This is a genomic window from Bacteroidota bacterium (assembly GCA_040388375.1).
In the GTDB taxonomy this organism is placed as follows: Bacteria; Bacteroidota; Bacteroidia; order UKL13-3; family UKL13-3; genus JAAFJM01.
Genome location: JAZKBU010000006.1, coordinates 236229 through 253784, shown reverse-complemented (window position 1 = coordinate 253784; position 17556 = coordinate 236229). Strand labels below are relative to the sequence as shown.

The following is a 17556-nucleotide window of genomic DNA, read 5'->3' as shown; positions in this document are numbered from 1 at the left end:
TTAAACACTAAGTATATGAACTTTCAACAGTTTACACGTGTAATAGGAAAGAACCTTAAATGGTTAATACTGTTTCCATCATTAATTGCAGTTTTGGTTTATTTTTTAACGGCCAAAACTCCCAAGGAATACGTATCTGGTGCGAGCATATACACTGGTATTGCATCAGGTGCAAGCCTTTCATCAGGTGAGGGTGGCGCTGCACCTTTCGATTATTTTGCTATTAACAATGCATTTGATAATTTATTGGTAACCATACGTTCGCGTCAAACATTAGAAGACGTGTCTATAAAATTACTAGCGAAACACTTATTACTGCAAGATGTTGATCCGGCTATTCTAAGTCAGGAAGGTTTTTTAAAGTTACAGGAAAGAATACCGCCAACTGACAGAACAACATTGGTAGGAAAAAATGAAGCAGAAACAATTGAAAAAATAACCAAAGAATACCACTCAACAGGCGATAATATAATAGCCCAGCTAATAAATGATAACAAAGGATTTTATAGTATTGAAGTATTAAATGCCAATTTAACTGCAGAAAGAAAACAAGCATCAGATTTCCTGGATATTTCTTATAAATCAAGTGACCCGGGTGTAGCCGTTTGGACTATTAAATTTTTATCAGAATCATTCATTACCAAATACAAATACTTAAAAGGTTCAGAAACCATTAACGTAGTAAAATGGTTTGAAGCAAGGTTAAAAGAAGCTGCTGCCGATTTGAACAACTCAGAAAATAAATTGAAAGATTTTGGGGTACGTAATAAAATTATCAATTACCATGAGCAGTCGAAATTTTTAGCGGAAGAAAAAGAGACTAATGAAACAGACTACTATAAAGAGTTAATGAATTATGAAGGTAAAAAACGTGCTATTGCCCGCTTAGAAGATAAGCTGGAGAGCAGAGAAATTTTACTTAAAAATAATGAAGAGTTAAACAAGAAAAGAAAAGAATTAGGTGCTTTAAACGAAACCATTGAAAGAGCTAAAATATATGGCAATACCCCTACTTCAATTCAACCAATGATTAATAAAGCCAATACATTAAAAAAAGAAATTCAATTATATGTATTGCAATATTATAGCTTAAACAATACCATAGAGTCAGTACCACAAACCAATATGTTAAATAAATGGTTGGAAGAAACATTGGGTGCTGATGAGTCAGAAGCAAGGTTAAAAGTACATATAGACAGAAGAAAAGAGTTTGACAGACAGTATGCAGAATACTCGCCACTTGGTATGCAGTTAAACAGATTGGATAGAGAAGTAGATGTTGCAGAAAGACAATATTTAGAAATTCTGCACGGATTGCACTTGGCTAAATTACGTCAACAAAATATTGAAATGAGCAATAATTTACAAATAATGGATAACCCTACTTATCCAACAAAACCATTACCAAGCAAGCGTTTGTTGTTAATTATTATTTCGTTCTTATCAGGTTTCTTTTTGTTATTGACTTATTTTATGGCAAAAGAACTGTTAGATGTTTCGATAAAAGATACCATACGTGCAGAGCAGTTAACGGGCTTGCAAATATTTAGTGCACTGCCAACTACGGGAGGTTCTAATTTAAGTGCTGCCCGAATGGAAAATACATTATTGGATTATGCAGTGTCCAACTTGAAAATTGAGTTAGAGTCAAACCCCGAAGCAGCCAATAATTATTTAATTACCATTATTAGTAATAGGGAGCAAGAAGGTAAAACCTATGCCGCTAACAAATTAGCCGAGAAGCTATACAGTTTAGACTATTCAGTATTGTTTATTACCAACGATGAACGTGTAGATGACATAGAAACAGAAGATAGAAAGTTTAGAACATTGAGGTACGATGTAACCAGCAAATTGTTTAGTGCCCGTTCAGAACAAAATTTATTGCCGGAGTTTTCAAGAGTAAACAGAGAAGCTTATAACTTTATTATTTTAGAAATCCCTGCTATTAGCGTAAATGCAATACCAAACCAGTTAATCAAAAATTCAAGATTGTCGTTGATGTTGCTTGACAGTAGAAGATCATGGACCAGTTCAGATAACTATATCCTGAATTTATTCAGAAAAGCATCAAGTAACGAAAACAAAATAATGGTTTGGTTGAATTATGTAGCACCGGAAAATTTAGAAAACTTAGTTGGTGAATCAACAAGAAGAGGACTTGGCAATGTGAAAAGTGCTTTGGTGAAAGCTTAGTAAGACACACCACCTATTTTAATGAAAGGATTACTAGAAGTATTTAAAAGTAAAAGTTTTACCTCATTGCTTGGCAATGGGGTAAGCGCGCTTTTAGGGATGCTCTCATTTTCAATACTGGCAAGGTTTACCAATAAGCAGGAGTTTGGTACTTGGGTTTTGTTTTTAGCTACTTATGGCATATTTGATACCCTAAGGACAGGTTTGGTTTTAAATGCATTTATAAAAAACTATACACAAGCCAAATCGCCAGAAGAAGAAAAAACAATTGTGGGCTCATCCCTTCAACTTTCTTTTTTGGTTACCTTAATTTACAGTGTAGTAATAGGTATTATTTATTTGTTCTTTTATCTATTTAATGTTTTAAACGAATATCATTATTTTTTTATGTGGTACCTGTTAATCGGCATATTTTCAATGCCCTTTAATTTTGCTACTTGGTATTTAAATGCACGTATGCAAATACTGCAAATGAGTATAGTTCGCATCGTAAATCAAATACTATTTGTAGTGCTTATTTTACCCATGCTGCTTTTATTTACAGAGCAACGCATTTTTTATGTATTAATAGCCTATACCATTGCGCAGGTTTTAACAACCGTTTTTTGTATTATAAAAGGGTGGACAGGGTTTAATTATTATGTACACAGAACACATAAATCATTAACCGGTTTATTTCATTTTGGTAAGTTTAGTATGGGTACTTTAATAGGTTCTAATCTTATTAAAAATTCCGATTCTTTTTTAATCGGGAAATTTATGAATAGTGTAGCCGTAGCAACCTATAGCGTACCATCCAAGGTGGTTGAAGTATTTGAATTGGTTATCAGGAGTTTTGCTATTACCAATATGCCATTGTTGTCAGCCCTGCATGCCAAAAACGATATTCCTTTACTGCGCAAAGAGTTTGAGCGCAAAACAGGTTTTTTGTTTTTATTGTTATTGCCCGCAGCGCTGTTTTGTTTTGTGTTTGCTGAGCAAATAGTTGTGCTATTGGCGGGTGTTCAATACAAAGATGCGGCCATTATTTTACGGCTGTTTGCTGTTTATACAGCTTTAACACCTATTGATAAACTGAGTGGTGTAATGCTTGATATTATTGATAAGCCACAACTCAATTTTATTAAAGTTATACTCATGCTTTCAGTTAATGTAATAGGCGATATAGTTTGTTTAAAAATATTCGGAACCTTAGAATCAGTGGCCATTGTTAGTACTTTAACTTTTGCAACAGGTGTGTTGTATGGCATGATACTATTAAAAAAGCAAATTGATGTTAGCTTCACCAACCTGTTTGTATTAGGCTATGAAGAAATGCAGAATAAATTTAATCAGATAACACAATCAAAAAAATAAATGAGACCACAACAAAAATCATTAACGCCTTATGTAGCTCAGTATAGCATGCTTGGTATGGTTTTGCTTGCTGCGGTGCTTGTTGCAATGGTTATTTCAAGTGGGCAAATAGCATTTGGCGCTATTGCAATATTGGCACCATTGGCTATTGCGGCAGTTGTGCTTGTTTTTTATAATCCGTATATTGGTTTTTTCCTTTACCTAAATTATTGTTTTGTTTTTATTGGTATCAACAGGTACATACCCGATGTGCCGCTGGGGCTAACAGTCGATGCTATTTTATTGCTCACTACTTTATCAATGTTTTCAAAAGTAAAATGGCAAGATTTATCTAAAATGCATAATGGTATATTTTATGTAAGTTTAATCTGGTTAGTTTATACATTGATACAAATTGCCAATCCGGAAATTACCAATAGAGAGTCCATGTTTTATGCTATTAGAGGACTTTCCGTTTACTCAATTCAAGTGGTAGTTATTACCTTGTTGTGGTTAGGCAATAAAAAGTACTTTAATAATTTTATTAATTTAATATTGATTTGGTCCGTGTTTAGTACCCTTTGGGGACTTCGCCAAATTTGGTTTGGTCCTGATAACTACGAGTATATTTGGTTAGAAAGAGGTGGCAAAATAACACATATACTAAATGGCAGATTAAGGGCTTTTTCTTTTTATTCAGACGCAGGGCAATATGGAACAACCATGGCTTTTACTTCCTTATTAGCACTTATTTTAAGCCTTGGGCCTTATCCACGAAAAACTAGATTAATATATGCAGGATTGGCTATATTCTCATTTATTGGTTTTTCTATTTCAGGTTCGCGTGGGCCTTTATTTGTTATTCTATTCGGCTTTGTTTTTTACTTGTTGTTAATTAAAAAATTCCGAATGTTAATGCTTGGAGGATTAGTTTTTTTAGTCATTTTTAGTTTTCTGAAATTTTCTACTATTGGTTCGGGTAACTACCAAATTTTTAGGCTAAGAACGGCTCTGGATCCTAATGATGCTTCCTTGGTTGTAAGGATGCAAAACCAACGATTGATAAGAAAATATTTAGAGAGCAGACCTTTTGGAGCTGGTATTGGTACTACTGATACTTGGGCTAAAAAATATTATCCTGATTCGTTTTTAGCTAATGTGCCAACCGACAGTTGGTTTATATCCATTTGGGCGCAAAATGGAATTATAGGATTGTTCTTACATGTATTTAGCTTAGCCTATGTTTTGGTGTTTGGTTATGCCAATGTAAACCGAACACGAAGTCCCGATTTACGGGTAAAACTAATTGCTTTGTATGGCGGTTTCTTTGGTGTTATTATAGCCAGTTTAGGTAATCCTATATTTGGTCAGTCGCCCATAGGTGCATTAATGTATGTAAGTATGTCCTACCTTTGTATAGCTGACGTGTTGGACGAAGAGTTTGTAAGAGACGAAGAATTATTAGCCTTGAAACAGGCTGCCGCAAAATAGTATAACTTAAATAACAGTTATGAGTGAATTACCTCTTGTATCCTTAATTACAGTTAACTATAACGGTAATAAAATTACCGAGGAGTTTTTGCATTCAGTTGTAAACATAAACTATAAAAATATAGAAGTATTTGTAGTTGATAATGCTTCAGTAGAATCACCAGATATTTTAAAAGAAAAATTTCCTTTTATACATTTAATAAAAAGCGAAAAAAACTTAGGCTTTGCTGCGGGCAATAATTTAGCCATACGCGAGGCTAAAGGTAAATATGTTTTTTTACTCAATAACGATACCGAAGTAAAGGCAGATTTCTTAGAGCCTATGGTAGCTTTAATGGAATCTAATCCTAAAATTGGTATAGCATCATCCAAGTTGTTATACTATTACCATCCCGATACCATACAATATGCAGGGCATACAGGAATAAGTTTTTATACAGGAAGAGGATTTTCAGTAGGCTTTGGCGAAAAAAATACAGCAGCCTATAACACCACTTACCAAACACAATTAGGCCACGGTGCAGCTATGATGATAAGCAGGGAGGCTTTAAATAAAGTAGGCCTATTAGCAGAGTTATACTTTTTGTATTACGAGGAAATGGACTTTTGCGAACGTATAAAAAAAGCCGGTTTTCAAATTTGGTATTGCGGATACTCAGAAGTGTTACACAAAGAATCAATTACTACAGGTAAGCATAGCCCTTTAAAAACCTATTACTTAACCCGTAACAGGTTAATTTTTACTAGGCGAAATACCACAGGCATGCAAGAGTTAGTGTGTATTTTGTTTTTTATGCTATTGGCTTTTCCAAAAGGAGTTTTTCATTATTTGCTAAAAGGAGAGTTCCTGTTGCTAAAAGCTTATTTAAGAGGTGTTTTCTGGAATGCTACAGGTAAAAATATATACCAAAACGAACAAAAGGTGTATAATGATTTTTAAACAGCAACTAGAATAAAATTTGCCTGTGAGGCTTGTCTAGTTGTATAAAACATGTTTTTTATTCATATAATTGTACATTATATGCTAAAATCAGTACAATTTTTATTAGAGCTAGTTGTGCTCATTTACATAGGCTTTAATATAATCTATATTAGTTTTTACTCATGGGGGGCGTTTTTTTATAAGAAAACGAACTTTAACAGGAAAGCCAAAAAACTTAATTCATTTGCAGTACTTATTCCGGCTTATAAAAGTGATGCCGTTATTATAGAAACGGTTAATCAGTCATTACTACAGAACTACGATAAAAGCTTATACGATATAATTGTTATAGCCGACAGCCTTTCAGAAAAAACACTCGATACACTGGCTCAAAAAGATATTACTTTAATACCCGTTAGTTTTGAAGTAAGTACCAAAGCTAAATCGTTAAACACAGCCCTTGCCTTTTTACCTGAGAAATACGACTACTGCCTTATTCTTGATGTAGACAACATTATGGAGTACGATTTTTTAAAGAAAATAAATCTCCGTTTGCAGGATAATGAAATGGTTATTCAGGGACATAGAACAGCAAAAAATTTAAATACTTCATTTGCCATATTAGATGGATTAAGTGAAGAAATAAATAACCATATTTTCAGAAAAGGTCATATTGGCTTAGGTGTTTCATCAGCGCTTATAGGTAGCGGAACGGCCATACAATACGCGTATTTTAAAAAAGTAATGTTCGAAATTGAAAGTCCTGTTGAGGACAAAGAATTAGAGATGCGCCTTTTAAAAGACAGACACAAAATTCACTACGAAAACGATGCATTGGTTTTTGATGAAAAGGTTGACTCTTCAATGGTTTTTGCCAACCAACGCAGACGCTGGTTAGCATCACAGTTTTTTGATTTCAATAAAATTGTTTTCGAAGGTTTGATAGAACTTTTTCTGCGTGGAAACTTTGACTATTTTGATAAATCCATACAGAAAATTTTATTGCCAAGAGTATTGCTTTTTGGTATATCGGCTATTTTAGCCTTAACCGTATTTACCACTCATATATACTTTGGTCTACTATTTTTATGCCTTTTTGTGTTATGCTTAGTATCGTACATACTGGCAGTACCACCAAGTTATATTAATTCCAATACCATAAAAGCCTCTTTCCGTTTACCACAGGCTATTGGTCTTATGTTTTTGGCTTTGTTTAAAACGAAAGGAGCTGCAACCAAAAATTTTATTCATACTCCGCATAAAGCAGTTCATAACGAATTAGATACAGATGTGAAAGGAGACAACTAGATGAGAATTGGAATAGAAGCACAACGTATTTTCAGGAAAAAGAAACACGGTATGGATATGGTTGCTTTAGAGTTAATAAAGCAGCTACAGGTTCTTGACAGTAAAAACGAGTATTTTATATTTGTTAATAACGTAGAAGATGTAACAGCATTATCAGAAACCGCTAATTGCAAAATAGTTCATTTAAAAGAGTCTTCATATCCGTTATGGGAGCAAGTGCATTTACCAAAAGCAGTAAGTGAATATAAACTGGATTTGTTACATTGTACCAGTAATACTGCACCCATTAATTTAAAAGTGCCTTTAATAATAACCCTGCACGATATTATTTATTTAGAAAAGTGGAACTTTACAAAAGGTACAACTTATCAAATTATTGGTAACTTATACCGCAGGTGGAATGTACCCAAAGTGGTAAAAAAAGCCAAGCATATTATTACTGTTTCCGAATTTGAAAAACAACGCATCGCATCTTACTTTAACCTAACAAACGGTCAAGTGTCGTCTGTATATAATGGAGTAGGGGCTCACTTTAAACGCGTAACAGATGAGGCTGAACTAAAACGCACCAAAGAGGCTTATAACTTGCCCGATAATTTTATGTTTTACTTAGGCAATACCGATCCTAAAAAAAATGTAATCGGTGTTTTAAAAGCACTGTCTGTTTTAAAAAGCAAAGGTAAATTACGCAGTAAATTACTAATGCTTGATATAGACAGGGATTATTTGATGGCTACGATGAAACAGATAGGCGATGTAAGTTTAATGGACGATATAGTTTTTAGTGGTTATGTTCCCAATAAAGATTTACCGGCCATTTACTCTCAGGCAGAGTTGTTTTTATATCCATCATTGCGTGAGAGTTTTGGTATTCCATTATTAGAAGCAATGGCTTGCGGAGTGCCAACCATTACCTCCAATACCTCTTCCATGCCGGAGGTAGCAGGAGCGGCTTCCGTGTTAATAAATCCGTTTAAACCGGAAGAAATTGCGGAGGCAATACTTAACTTGCAGCAAGATTTAAATTTACAACAACAATTAATAAAAAAAGGATTGAAACGAGTTGAGCACTTTACTTGGGAAGCCAATGCAAAACAAACACTTGCATTGTACAACCAGTATGGAGCTTAATTTTAAATTATAGTTAACTTATGGACACAACAAAAGATTATCACTCAATTACAAATTATAAAGATGCTGAAGATTTTAAAAGACTTGATTTTATTGTAGATTCAATATTAAGTATCAATAATAAATCAATTTCAGTTTTAGATATTGGTTGTGGGAATGGTAATATTTCTATGGCTTTGGGTGTGGTTGGCTTTAATGTAAAGGGAATTGATATTGATAAAACATCAATAGATACAGCATCGCAAAAAAATACATTACCCAATGTGAAATTTGAAGTGTATGATGCCAATGCGTTTTCAATTGACAATAGTTTTGATGCCATTGTATGTAGCGAGGTATTAGAGCATTTAGATAAACCTTGGGAGTTGGTAGAATCAATATACAGAATACTAAAACCCGGAGGCGTTTTTGTAGCTACCGTGCCTAATGGTTTTGGCCCTCGCGAGGTATTAATTACCAAGCCAATGCAGTGGTTACACAGAAAAAATTTAGATAAATCAATCGTATCGTTTAAACGCATGTTGGGTTATGCAAATGCTACTATGCAGTCGTCAAATGCTGATTTAACACACACGCAGTTTTTTACAGTGAGTCAGTTTTCAAAAATGTTACATGGTGCAGGGTTTAAAAAACTAAAATGGGATAATGCTGATTTTGTAGAAAGAATTTTCCCTTACAGTTGGTTTACCAGACGAATTTATTTTTTACAAAAACTGGATTGTGCTTTTGCTAACTATATTCCCAAACAATTGACAAGTGGTTTTTATACGGCTTGGACTAAATAATTTATATAATGATTGAAATAATTTTTTGGGTATGTATTTTTATTGTTTTCTATAGTTACATAGGCTATGGAATTATTATATATGCAATAGTTAAAATTAAAAATGCAATTATTGCTAAGCCTGTTTATAGTGCTACGTTTGAGCCCGAGGTAACCTTAATAGTACCATGCTTTAATGAGGCTGATTATATAGAAGAAAAAATACAAAACAGTTTAGCTTTAAACTATCCCAAAAATAAATTAAAGCTTATTTTTATAAGCGATGGCAGCTCAGACGATACCCATGCTAGAATAAAAAAATATGCAGAAGTATTGGCTTTACACGAAGACAAAAGAAGTGGTAAAGCTGCAGCCATGAATAGGGCCATGAAGTTTGTACAAACACCAATAGTGGTTTTTTGCGATGCCAATACAACCCTCAATGCTGATGCCATAAAAGAATTGGTAAAGCATTATGAAAATGACAGAGTGGGTGCGGTTACTGGCGAAAAAAGAATTATTTCAACCAATAAAGAAGGAGCGAGTACTGCAGGTGAAGGTATATACTGGAAGTATGAGTCGTTGTTAAAAAAACTCGATTCCGATTTTTATAGTGTGGTAGGTGCTGCCGGTGAGTTAATGAGTTACAGAACCAATTTGTACAAGGAATTGCCTGCCGATAGTTTGCTTGATGATTTAATGCAATCGATGCAAATTGCTATAGATGGGCATAGGGTTATTTACGAAAAAAATGCATGGGCAGCAGAAACAGCAAGTGCCAATGTAAAAGAAGAGTTGAAAAGAAAGATAAGGATTAGTGCAGGAGCTTGGCAATCCATGCTTCGTTTAGGAAAAGCGTTTAATCCATTTCATAATTTCAATTTGTTTTTTGCGTTCATATCGCACCGTGTTTTGCGTTGGACATTAGCACCCTTTAGCTTATTAATTTTAATTGTATTGAATATGTATCTTCATTATGCTTTAGGAGGTCTTTATACCTATATATTTTTAGCACAGATACTTTTTTATTCCATGGCCTTGTTAGGTTGGTATTTAGAAAACAACAGAATTAAAGTAAAAGTGCTGTTTGTACCTTACTACTTTTTCATCATGAATTTGTGTGTTTATTTAGGATTGTTCAGGTTTGTAAAAGGAAAGCAATCTGTTTCGTGGGAGCGTGCTAAAAGAGCATAAACAAAAGCCAGTTTTAAAACAAATGCATGGCGAATAGCTGTTTTAGTAATGTAAGCGGCTTCTTGTGCTTCGTTTCTTTATTTCTCAATGTTAATTTAATATTTTATTGCCTGTAATTTATTGGTAAATAGTGTATTATGTTGTTTTTGTTCTGAGCGAAGGCTTTTGAAAAGTTAAATTAAATCCAAACAAAGCCATTTACGCAATATTTCTTCTACTCAGGTAATTATTCATGGTGGAGAATGCTAAAAAATTATTTTTGTTAAGGGTTAGGTATATTTTTACTTGAGCCTATGAACAAAATATAAGATTATGAAAAAAATAGTAAGCATTCTAATAGCTGCATTTGCATTTTTATTTGCTTGTAAACGCGAGACAAGTACTGAATTAGATTCAAATGGCAAAAATGTTTCTAACATAAACGAAATGTCAGTTCCAAATGGTTTCCATTACGAAACTACTAAGGAAGTTGAATTGGCATTGACTTTAAAAACAAACAACGATATGCCTTCGTACAATACCATTGTGAAGCTTTCTACTAACAGTACAGAGAACAATGGCAGTTTAATACTAAAAGGTATGACCGATAAAAACGGTGTTTTTAAAGCCAAGGTTACTATCCCTTCTTCGCTTGATCAAATAATTATTAATACCAGTGCTTTCAATATAAGCGATAATGTAGTAGTAGATGTTACAGCTAATAAAAATGTTTCTTTGGTTTTAGGAGGTAGCAACCCTGCTCCGGTAAAAACCATTCCACGTACAGCTACTAAAACAAAAGGTTTTGGTAAATCAAACGCTAAATTTTCATCAAAATTAGGTACATGGTCATTACCTGACGGATTACCTAGTTACATTGCAACACCTAACGATGTGGTAGATGTACCTTTCCAAAACCGTGTAGGTTCTATGTATCCAGAATCAATTAACCACGCAGCTACTTTCCCTCGTTTAGTAAATGATAATTATTCATCACGTATTTTAATTATTAACCAACAAACAGATGTTTACATTACTTTCTTAAACGAAGGTGCCGGTTTAACAAACACTTTGTTTTATTATACTTACGATAAAGATTTTCCACCATTGACAGAAGCCGATATTGATTCATTTTATATTGTATATCCTAACGTTTCTAAAGTAGGTGATGGAGGTTCATTGTTAACAGGTATGAGAGTTAATATTGGTAATTTTCCTGCAGGTACAGCCATTGGTTTTGGTATAGCTTCAGGCGGATTTGTTGGTACCAACAATATTGACCCTTTAACCCCTAAATATTTCTCAACAAAATCATTAAACCCGGAAGTGAATGCTGATAAACAACACGTATCAATGGTGCTTGACCCTTCAACAGACAGATTTATTTTTGGCTTTGAAGATTTAAACCGCGACTGGAACCCTGATAACGATTTTAATGATGTAATGTTCTACGGAAGTTCATCAGTAATCAATGCTATTTCAAAAGAAAAAGTATATAAAATTGCCTCAAATACGGATACCGATGGTGACGGTGTAGATGATGGAAATGATGATTACCCAACAGATCCGGACAGAGCATTTGATAACTATTACCCTAATGGTGGCTTTTATGGTTCAGTAGCGTTTGAAGACAACTGGCCATATAAAGGTGATTACGATTTGAACGATTTAGTAGTAGAGTTCCGTCACAATGCAGTAACCAATGCTTCAAACAACGTAGTAGAAGTAAAATCAAATGTAGTGACCAGAGCTTCAGGTGCAGCCTTTACACATGCTTTCCATGTTGAGTTTCCGGTTCCTAACAGCAACTCATTTGCTGTAACAGGAGGAACTAAAGTACCTGCAGCTACCAATACCGTTATTCAATATTTTAACGATTCACGCAGTCATTTTTCAAGCTGGAATACATGGCCGGGCGTTGCTTATTCTGATTCAACAATGTTTACATCATCGTTTCAGTTAACAACCCCAATTGATATATCAACCTTTGGTATCAGCGAATACAATCCGTTTATTTATGTAAACGATGTGGATCATGGAACAACCATGGAAGTACATTTACCGGGTAAAAAACCTACCAATATTGCCAATACAGGTTTATTTGGTCAGGGTATAGATGATAGCAATGTTGGTTTAAATAAATTTTACTTATCAACTACTAATTTACCTTGGGCTATAAGCACACCGGTGCCTTTCCAATATCCTAGCGAAAAAGTGGATATTACAGAAGCCTATTTAAACTTTGCTGCCTGGGCACAAAGTGGAGGTGCCAGCAATAGAGATTGGTACACCACTAAAGTAGGTAACAGAGACAATGCTAAAATTTATGTAAGACCATAAATTTAGATAGAAAATAAACTTATCATTGAAATCCCAAACTTTTAAAGTTTGGGATTTTTTTATGCAAACAATATGGCAAGAATAGTATTAGATATACCGGCAGTTTTAAAATTCAGTATTCAGTTAAAGGTAAGAGTAAGCGATTTAAACTATGGCAATCATTTAAGTAACGATGTATACCTGGCTATGATGCACGAAGCCCGGATGCAATATTTTAAAAGTATGCACTATAGCGAAATGGATTTGGCAGGTGCAGCCGTTATTATGGGCGATAGTGCTATTGTATATAAAAGTGAGTGCTTTTATGGCGATGAAATAAACATAGCCATAGGTACAGATAATGTAGGCGAAAAAAGCTTTGATTTATATTACAGGTTTACCAAAAATGAAAACAATGTTTTGGTAGCCGAGGCTAAAACGGGTATGGTTTGTTACGATTATACTTTAAGAAAAACAGTAGCCGTACCGACAGATTTTAAGCATAAAGTAGAGCAGTTGGCTTAGTCAACATATAACTGTTTTCTGAACAAATCCCTGATACCATCAAACTCTTTCCTGTAGTAAAGCCCAATACCTTGTGTAGTTATATTACCGCGGTTAAAAATAGGGTCAGTGGTAAACCTGTTAAACAAACGTGCTTTAAAATTACCATTGGCCGAAATGTTGTATTGAGCCAATATATTGTTTTGCGAATTATCAGTAGCAAAACTACCCCTTACCTCAAGCCTGTTGTTTAAAAATTTGGTAGAAGCCGATAGCAACACACTTCTGTTTTTTGAAGGGTCAATTGCATTCTGAACGTCTAAGTTAAAGTCAATATTAGGTACATACCTGTTTATAATAGAAGTTACTTGCGAAGAAGCTAATTCAGATAACGTATTGACACCAATATTGGAACTTGGGTTAACAGTGCTTGCATTATTGTTTAGCGGTGTAAACCTGCCAAAAACCATTAAACTAATAATTTGCTGAGTCATGTTTTCAGGCTCTCTCCTTAAGTTATTTACCACTAAGTTTAAGTCAGAAATACTGCTGCTGTTCATGGTATTATCTATCTCAGGAAAATTCAAATCAAACCTGTATTCCGGTTGACTTAATGTTCCCCTGATATTCATAATAGCTTCAACCAATGTTTTTTGGTTAGTGGCTCCGCTTGTTCCGTTGCTTGCAGTAGATGAATTGTTAACCAGCTCGCTGATAGAAGTGCGTTGCCTGTAAACACCATATATATTTAACGATGCATTTAAAGGATCGCCCCTCCAGTTAATGGTGCTTTTTTGCAGGAAGAATTTTTTAGGTACTATGTTTAAAGCCGTAAAAATATAATCACCTTCAATTACCACATACTCGCCATACATATTAAATACTCCTTCACGCGTTAATTCCATGCGTATTTCGCCTACCCCGGTTGCCCTTATTTTATCATCAGTCTGTTCATCAAATATAATTTGAATTTCAGCCTCAGGTGTAGCATGCAACTTGAAATTAATAGAAAAACCGTTTAAGTCCTGCTTGCGTGTTAAAGCAAAACCCTTGGTAGTATCGCGGCTTACAAAGTGCAGTAATGTTTCGTCTGTTCCATCGCTTACGCCAAAAGGGGTAATAGCTACTTTGGTGTTTTTTTCTGTGGTAGCATTAATGGTTAGCGCTATATCGTTTAACGGACCTTTTATAGTCATATAGCCTGTTCCAAATGCTTTACCGTGGTATAATGCATTGTCTTTTGAAGTAGTATTTAGAACCATAAAATCTTTGAATTCATTTACGCTGATATCAAAGTTATAACGGCTAAAATTTTGGTGGCTAATAGAGCCACTTATCTTTGCTTTTTTACCATTGATATCGCTCATGTAAAAAGGCAATAGCTCAATGGTGTTTTTGTTAAAGTGAATGGTATTGGTAAAAGCATAAGTAGTTTGCAAATAATTAATTTTTGTACTTACATTATTGAGTTGTAAAAAGCCATCTACCTCAGGTTTATTAATGGTTCCGCTAATAATAGCTTTCATGCTTGCTTTACCCTGATAAAGGGTTATAAAGTCTTTGGCAAACGATTGGAAGGCACTCACCTCGGCATCGTTTAAAGTAACTGTTGCATCTATTTTATTATTGTCAAGCATCCAATAACCTGTTGCTTTAAAATTATTCAGTTTGCCATTTAAAGCGTTGGCTTCAAAACTTAACCTGTTGTTTTTATTATCAAAAGCACTTGTTAATTCAATATCGCCAATGGTGTCGTTATCCAGTTGAAGCGACTTGACTAATAAATTGCCTTTGAAAATGTTTTTATCTTGTATGGATTGATAACTAACACTTCCGTTGCTTTTACCATTTAAGGTAATGTATAAATCAGGGAAAATGGTATTGACATTGTTTAGTTCAAAGTCGGTTAAATTCAATGCAATATTTTTCTCATTGGTTTGAATATTATACCTGCCATCAATACTTAACAGTTGCGTTCTGTCGCTGATTTGTATTTTTTGAATATGTAAAGCCGTATCGTTAAAGGTAATCAAACCACCTTCATTAATAGTCCAGTTGGTTTTGCTATAGCTAATGTCAGACTTTTTAAAGGCCAGCTTTATATTGTTTCTGTCAAAAGTTATGGTGCTGTTTATATTGGCATATACAATACTGGTTGTATCCTGAATATGCATTTGAAGCTGTGCTTTGTTATTGGCTATATTGGTATTGATAGCAAATTCCTTAATAAGCACCGTATCATTTTTACTTAGCTTTGATATGCCAAATAAAAGCGAAGCTCTATTGTTACTGGTTATTTCTGTTTTAAGGGTTAAATCGTTTAAGTAATAAGTTTGCCACCTGAAAGTTTCAACATAACCTATTACATCCATATTGTTCTGTGTATTGCTAAACGAGCCTTTCAGCTCTAAATTTTCTACATCAACATCAGGGAAAAACAGAGGCGAAAGGTTTTGGGTATTTTTTACTTTAATGTTAAAGTTGAAATTCTGGGCAGTAATCTGGTTGGCCGGATAAGGTTTTAAGTAAGCCGGTATTACTTCACTAAATATATTGACAAAACATTTATGCAGGTTTAAAAAATCATACTTGCCGTTTACACTGGCAGTAGCAAAATCACTTTGTAACAGTAACCTTCTGTTTTCTGTACCTGCATTGCGCGAAACAATGTTTATCTGGTTTATTATATAGTCGGTTTCATTATACGTTAACAGCGTATTTTTTACGGTAAGTGTTCCATTGTTTACGTCAATGTTTTTGATGGCAAAATCACCATCAATAGTGGTATTCACTACAATTTCCTTGTCGTGAAAATGAAGCGCTTTTAAATTGGCATTCTCCAGTTTACTGTTGAATACAAATTCCGGAACTTTTTTGTTTAAATCTGCCTTACCTGTTAATTTTAATTGAATGTTGTCATCGGCTATGCTAAAACTACCATCAAACAATTTTTTATTGGCTTTGCCATTCAACGCTATGTTTTTATAGTTATAACCATTAAAAGTAAAGTTGCTTATTTTAGTAGTTAAAGAGGCCTTTAAATATTTAAGGTCAAATCCTTTTCCATCCACTTCACTGGTAAGTGTAACATGCCCAAACTGTTTATTGTCCAGCAATCCACCCAAATTAAAATTATTCAGGTCTAACTTTCCTGAGTAAACGGATTGTTTCGGGTCATCAGGTAGTTTCATGTTTAAATCGGTGCTTACTACGCCAAAAGGAGTTTCAAATACACCATAACTTACAAAGTCGCTTATAAAACCGGTATAATGCCCTTTAAATTTAATCAATCCTAAACGCTCTAATTCAGGCGGTAAAGCCATGCCAGCCAGTTTCTCAATTTCCTTTTTTACCGAGGTGGCATAGTCGGCCTTTACTTCAATAAATGTCTGGTCAATATCAGGTAAGCCGTTCATACTGGCACTGCCGTTAAACTGCGTTTGGTCAGCATACCTTATCCTGGCATCGCGCATACTTAAATTATCAATGGTGCCATTTACTTTAGCCGTTATGGTAGCATCATAATCGTATTCCTTTAATAAGGGAGCAAAAAAAGCAATATCAGAAACATGAATATAGCTTTGTTTTAAATTGGCTTTTAGTTTTACGTTGCTAATAAAGTTGCTGGCTAAACTATCCCAACTGGTGTAGGACATGCTGCCATAGTCTTTAATAGTACTTTTATTGAGCTGTAAATTTAAGTTTTCAAACTCCATGATGGTTGGAGAGATAGTGGTTTTACAGGCCATGTTTTTTATGTGCAAACCACATTTTTCAAACCCCGACATTTCTTTTAACAAAAAGTGTAAGGAGTCCTGAATAATTTTAAAGTGAGTTGCCTTTATGTTTATTCCATAAAAATCCTGATCAAAAGGATTAAAGCCTGTGGTTTCAAATTTGGTAGTGGAATCAATAAACCTAAACCTGCAATTCACAGCATTTACTTCGTCAAATATCAGTTTAAATTTTGCGGCATTTGGGTCGGGTGGTATGGTATCGTTAGGGTCTAAAATATTAAAGAGTACATCTATATTAAACGTTTTGTCGGGGTAGGTAATTATTTTACAGTAGCCGCCATCAATATCAACCTTGCTTAAAATAAACTTGGTAGAGTCCAGTTGTATCCACCCAATATCAAATTTTAAATTGTTTACATAAAAGAGCGTATCCTTTTTCTGGTCGCCCCAGTAAACCTGGTCTAAGCTAAAAGTAGTCCAACCATCGTAATTAAGGCGGCCAATACTTATTTCGCATTTAAAAGCTTCGCTCAGGTAAGTATCTGCCTTATGAATAATAAAATTCTGGAAACGTGAACTGTTAAATATTAAATAAATAAGCAACATTCCGGCAAAAAAAATGCCCAGCAAGGTGTACGATATTTTAATTAATATTTTCTTCAATTTATGTTTTGCCA

General features: G+C 34.3%; 11 protein-coding genes. 10 read left to right on the top strand and 1 reads right to left on the bottom strand.

From position 1 onward, the window contains the following. Positions 1-15: 15 nt before the first annotated feature. The 10 genes from V4538_10960 to V4538_10915 all read left to right on the top strand — a co-directional run bounded on the left by V4538_10960 (position 16) and on the right by V4538_10915 (position 13163). Entirely contained in the window at positions 16-2196 is a 2181-nt protein-coding gene (locus V4538_10960) for a hypothetical protein (protein ID MES2381552.1), read from the top strand. A gap of 21 nt (positions 2197-2217) precedes the next feature. Further along, a complete protein-coding gene (locus tag V4538_10955) occupies positions 2218-3552 on the top strand; it encodes an oligosaccharide flippase family protein (protein ID MES2381551.1) in 1335 nt (444 codons plus the stop codon). Next, positions 3553-5022 carry an O-antigen ligase family protein gene (locus tag V4538_10950; protein MES2381550.1) on the top strand — a complete coding sequence of 490 codons (1470 nt, stop codon included), beginning with the start codon at positions 3553-3555 and terminating at the stop codon, positions 5020-5022. A gap of 19 nt (positions 5023-5041) precedes the next feature. Beyond that, positions 5042-5962 carry a glycosyltransferase family 2 protein gene (locus V4538_10945; GenBank protein MES2381549.1) on the top strand — a complete coding sequence of 307 codons (921 nt, stop codon included), beginning with the start codon at positions 5042-5044 and terminating at the stop codon, positions 5960-5962. An 81-nt stretch (positions 5963-6043) separates the two neighbouring features. Beyond that, the gene (locus tag V4538_10940) at positions 6044-7252 is read left to right on the top strand and encodes a glycosyltransferase family 2 protein (protein MES2381548.1); all 1209 of its coding nucleotides are present in this window, start codon (positions 6044-6046) and stop codon (positions 7250-7252) included. Then, entirely contained in the window at positions 7253-8383 is a 1131-nt protein-coding gene (locus V4538_10935; protein MES2381547.1) for a glycosyltransferase family 1 protein, read from the top strand. A 20-nt stretch (positions 8384-8403) separates the two neighbouring features. Next, positions 8404-9168 carry a methyltransferase domain-containing protein gene (locus V4538_10930; protein MES2381546.1) on the top strand — a complete coding sequence of 255 codons (765 nt, stop codon included), beginning with the start codon at positions 8404-8406 and terminating at the stop codon, positions 9166-9168. Positions 9169-9176: 8 nt separating this feature from the next. Beyond that, positions 9177-10340, top strand: a complete 1164-nt coding sequence (locus V4538_10925) for a glycosyltransferase family 2 protein (GenBank protein ID MES2381545.1) — start codon at positions 9177-9179, stop codon at positions 10338-10340. A gap of 312 nt (positions 10341-10652) precedes the next feature. Continuing rightward, complete coding sequence (locus V4538_10920; GenBank protein MES2381544.1) at positions 10653-12659, top strand: LruC domain-containing protein; 2007 nt, start codon at positions 10653-10655, stop codon at positions 12657-12659. A gap of 72 nt (positions 12660-12731) precedes the next feature. Further along, on the top strand, positions 12732-13163 hold the full coding sequence (locus tag V4538_10915; protein ID MES2381543.1) for a thioesterase family protein: 432 nt from the start codon (positions 12732-12734) through the stop codon (positions 13161-13163). Here V4538_10915 and V4538_10910 read toward each other — a convergent pair. Then, positions 13160-17542 (bottom strand): translocation/assembly module TamB domain-containing protein, encoded by a 4383-nt coding sequence (locus tag V4538_10910; protein ID MES2381542.1) that lies wholly within the window; start codon positions 17540-17542, stop codon positions 13160-13162. The two genes, V4538_10915 and V4538_10910, sit on opposite strands and share 4 nt — an antisense overlap. Positions 17543-17556: the final 14 nt, after the last annotated feature.

Excerpts from the sequence above, each read along its gene's own strand:
- V4538_10960 (MES2381552.1), top strand. The coding sequence starts at position 16 with ATGAACTTTCAACAGTTTACACGTGTAATAGGAAAGAACCTTAAATGG.
- V4538_10955 (MES2381551.1), top strand. The coding sequence starts at position 2,218 with ATGAAAGGATTACTAGAAGTATTTAAAAGTAAAAGTTTTACCTCATTG.
- V4538_10950 (MES2381550.1), top strand. The coding sequence starts at position 3,553 with ATGAGACCACAACAAAAATCATTAACGCCTTATGTAGCTCAGTATAGC.
- V4538_10945 (MES2381549.1), top strand. The coding sequence starts at position 5,042 with ATGAGTGAATTACCTCTTGTATCCTTAATTACAGTTAACTATAACGGT.
- V4538_10940 (MES2381548.1), top strand. The coding sequence starts at position 6,044 with ATGCTAAAATCAGTACAATTTTTATTAGAGCTAGTTGTGCTCATTTAC.
- V4538_10935 (MES2381547.1), top strand. The coding sequence starts at position 7,253 with ATGAGAATTGGAATAGAAGCACAACGTATTTTCAGGAAAAAGAAACAC.
- V4538_10930 (MES2381546.1), top strand. The coding sequence starts at position 8,404 with ATGGACACAACAAAAGATTATCACTCAATTACAAATTATAAAGATGCT.
- V4538_10925 (MES2381545.1), top strand. The coding sequence starts at position 9,177 with ATGATTGAAATAATTTTTTGGGTATGTATTTTTATTGTTTTCTATAGT.
- V4538_10920 (MES2381544.1), top strand. The coding sequence starts at position 10,653 with ATGAAAAAAATAGTAAGCATTCTAATAGCTGCATTTGCATTTTTATTT.
- V4538_10915 (MES2381543.1), top strand. The coding sequence starts at position 12,732 with ATGGCAAGAATAGTATTAGATATACCGGCAGTTTTAAAATTCAGTATT.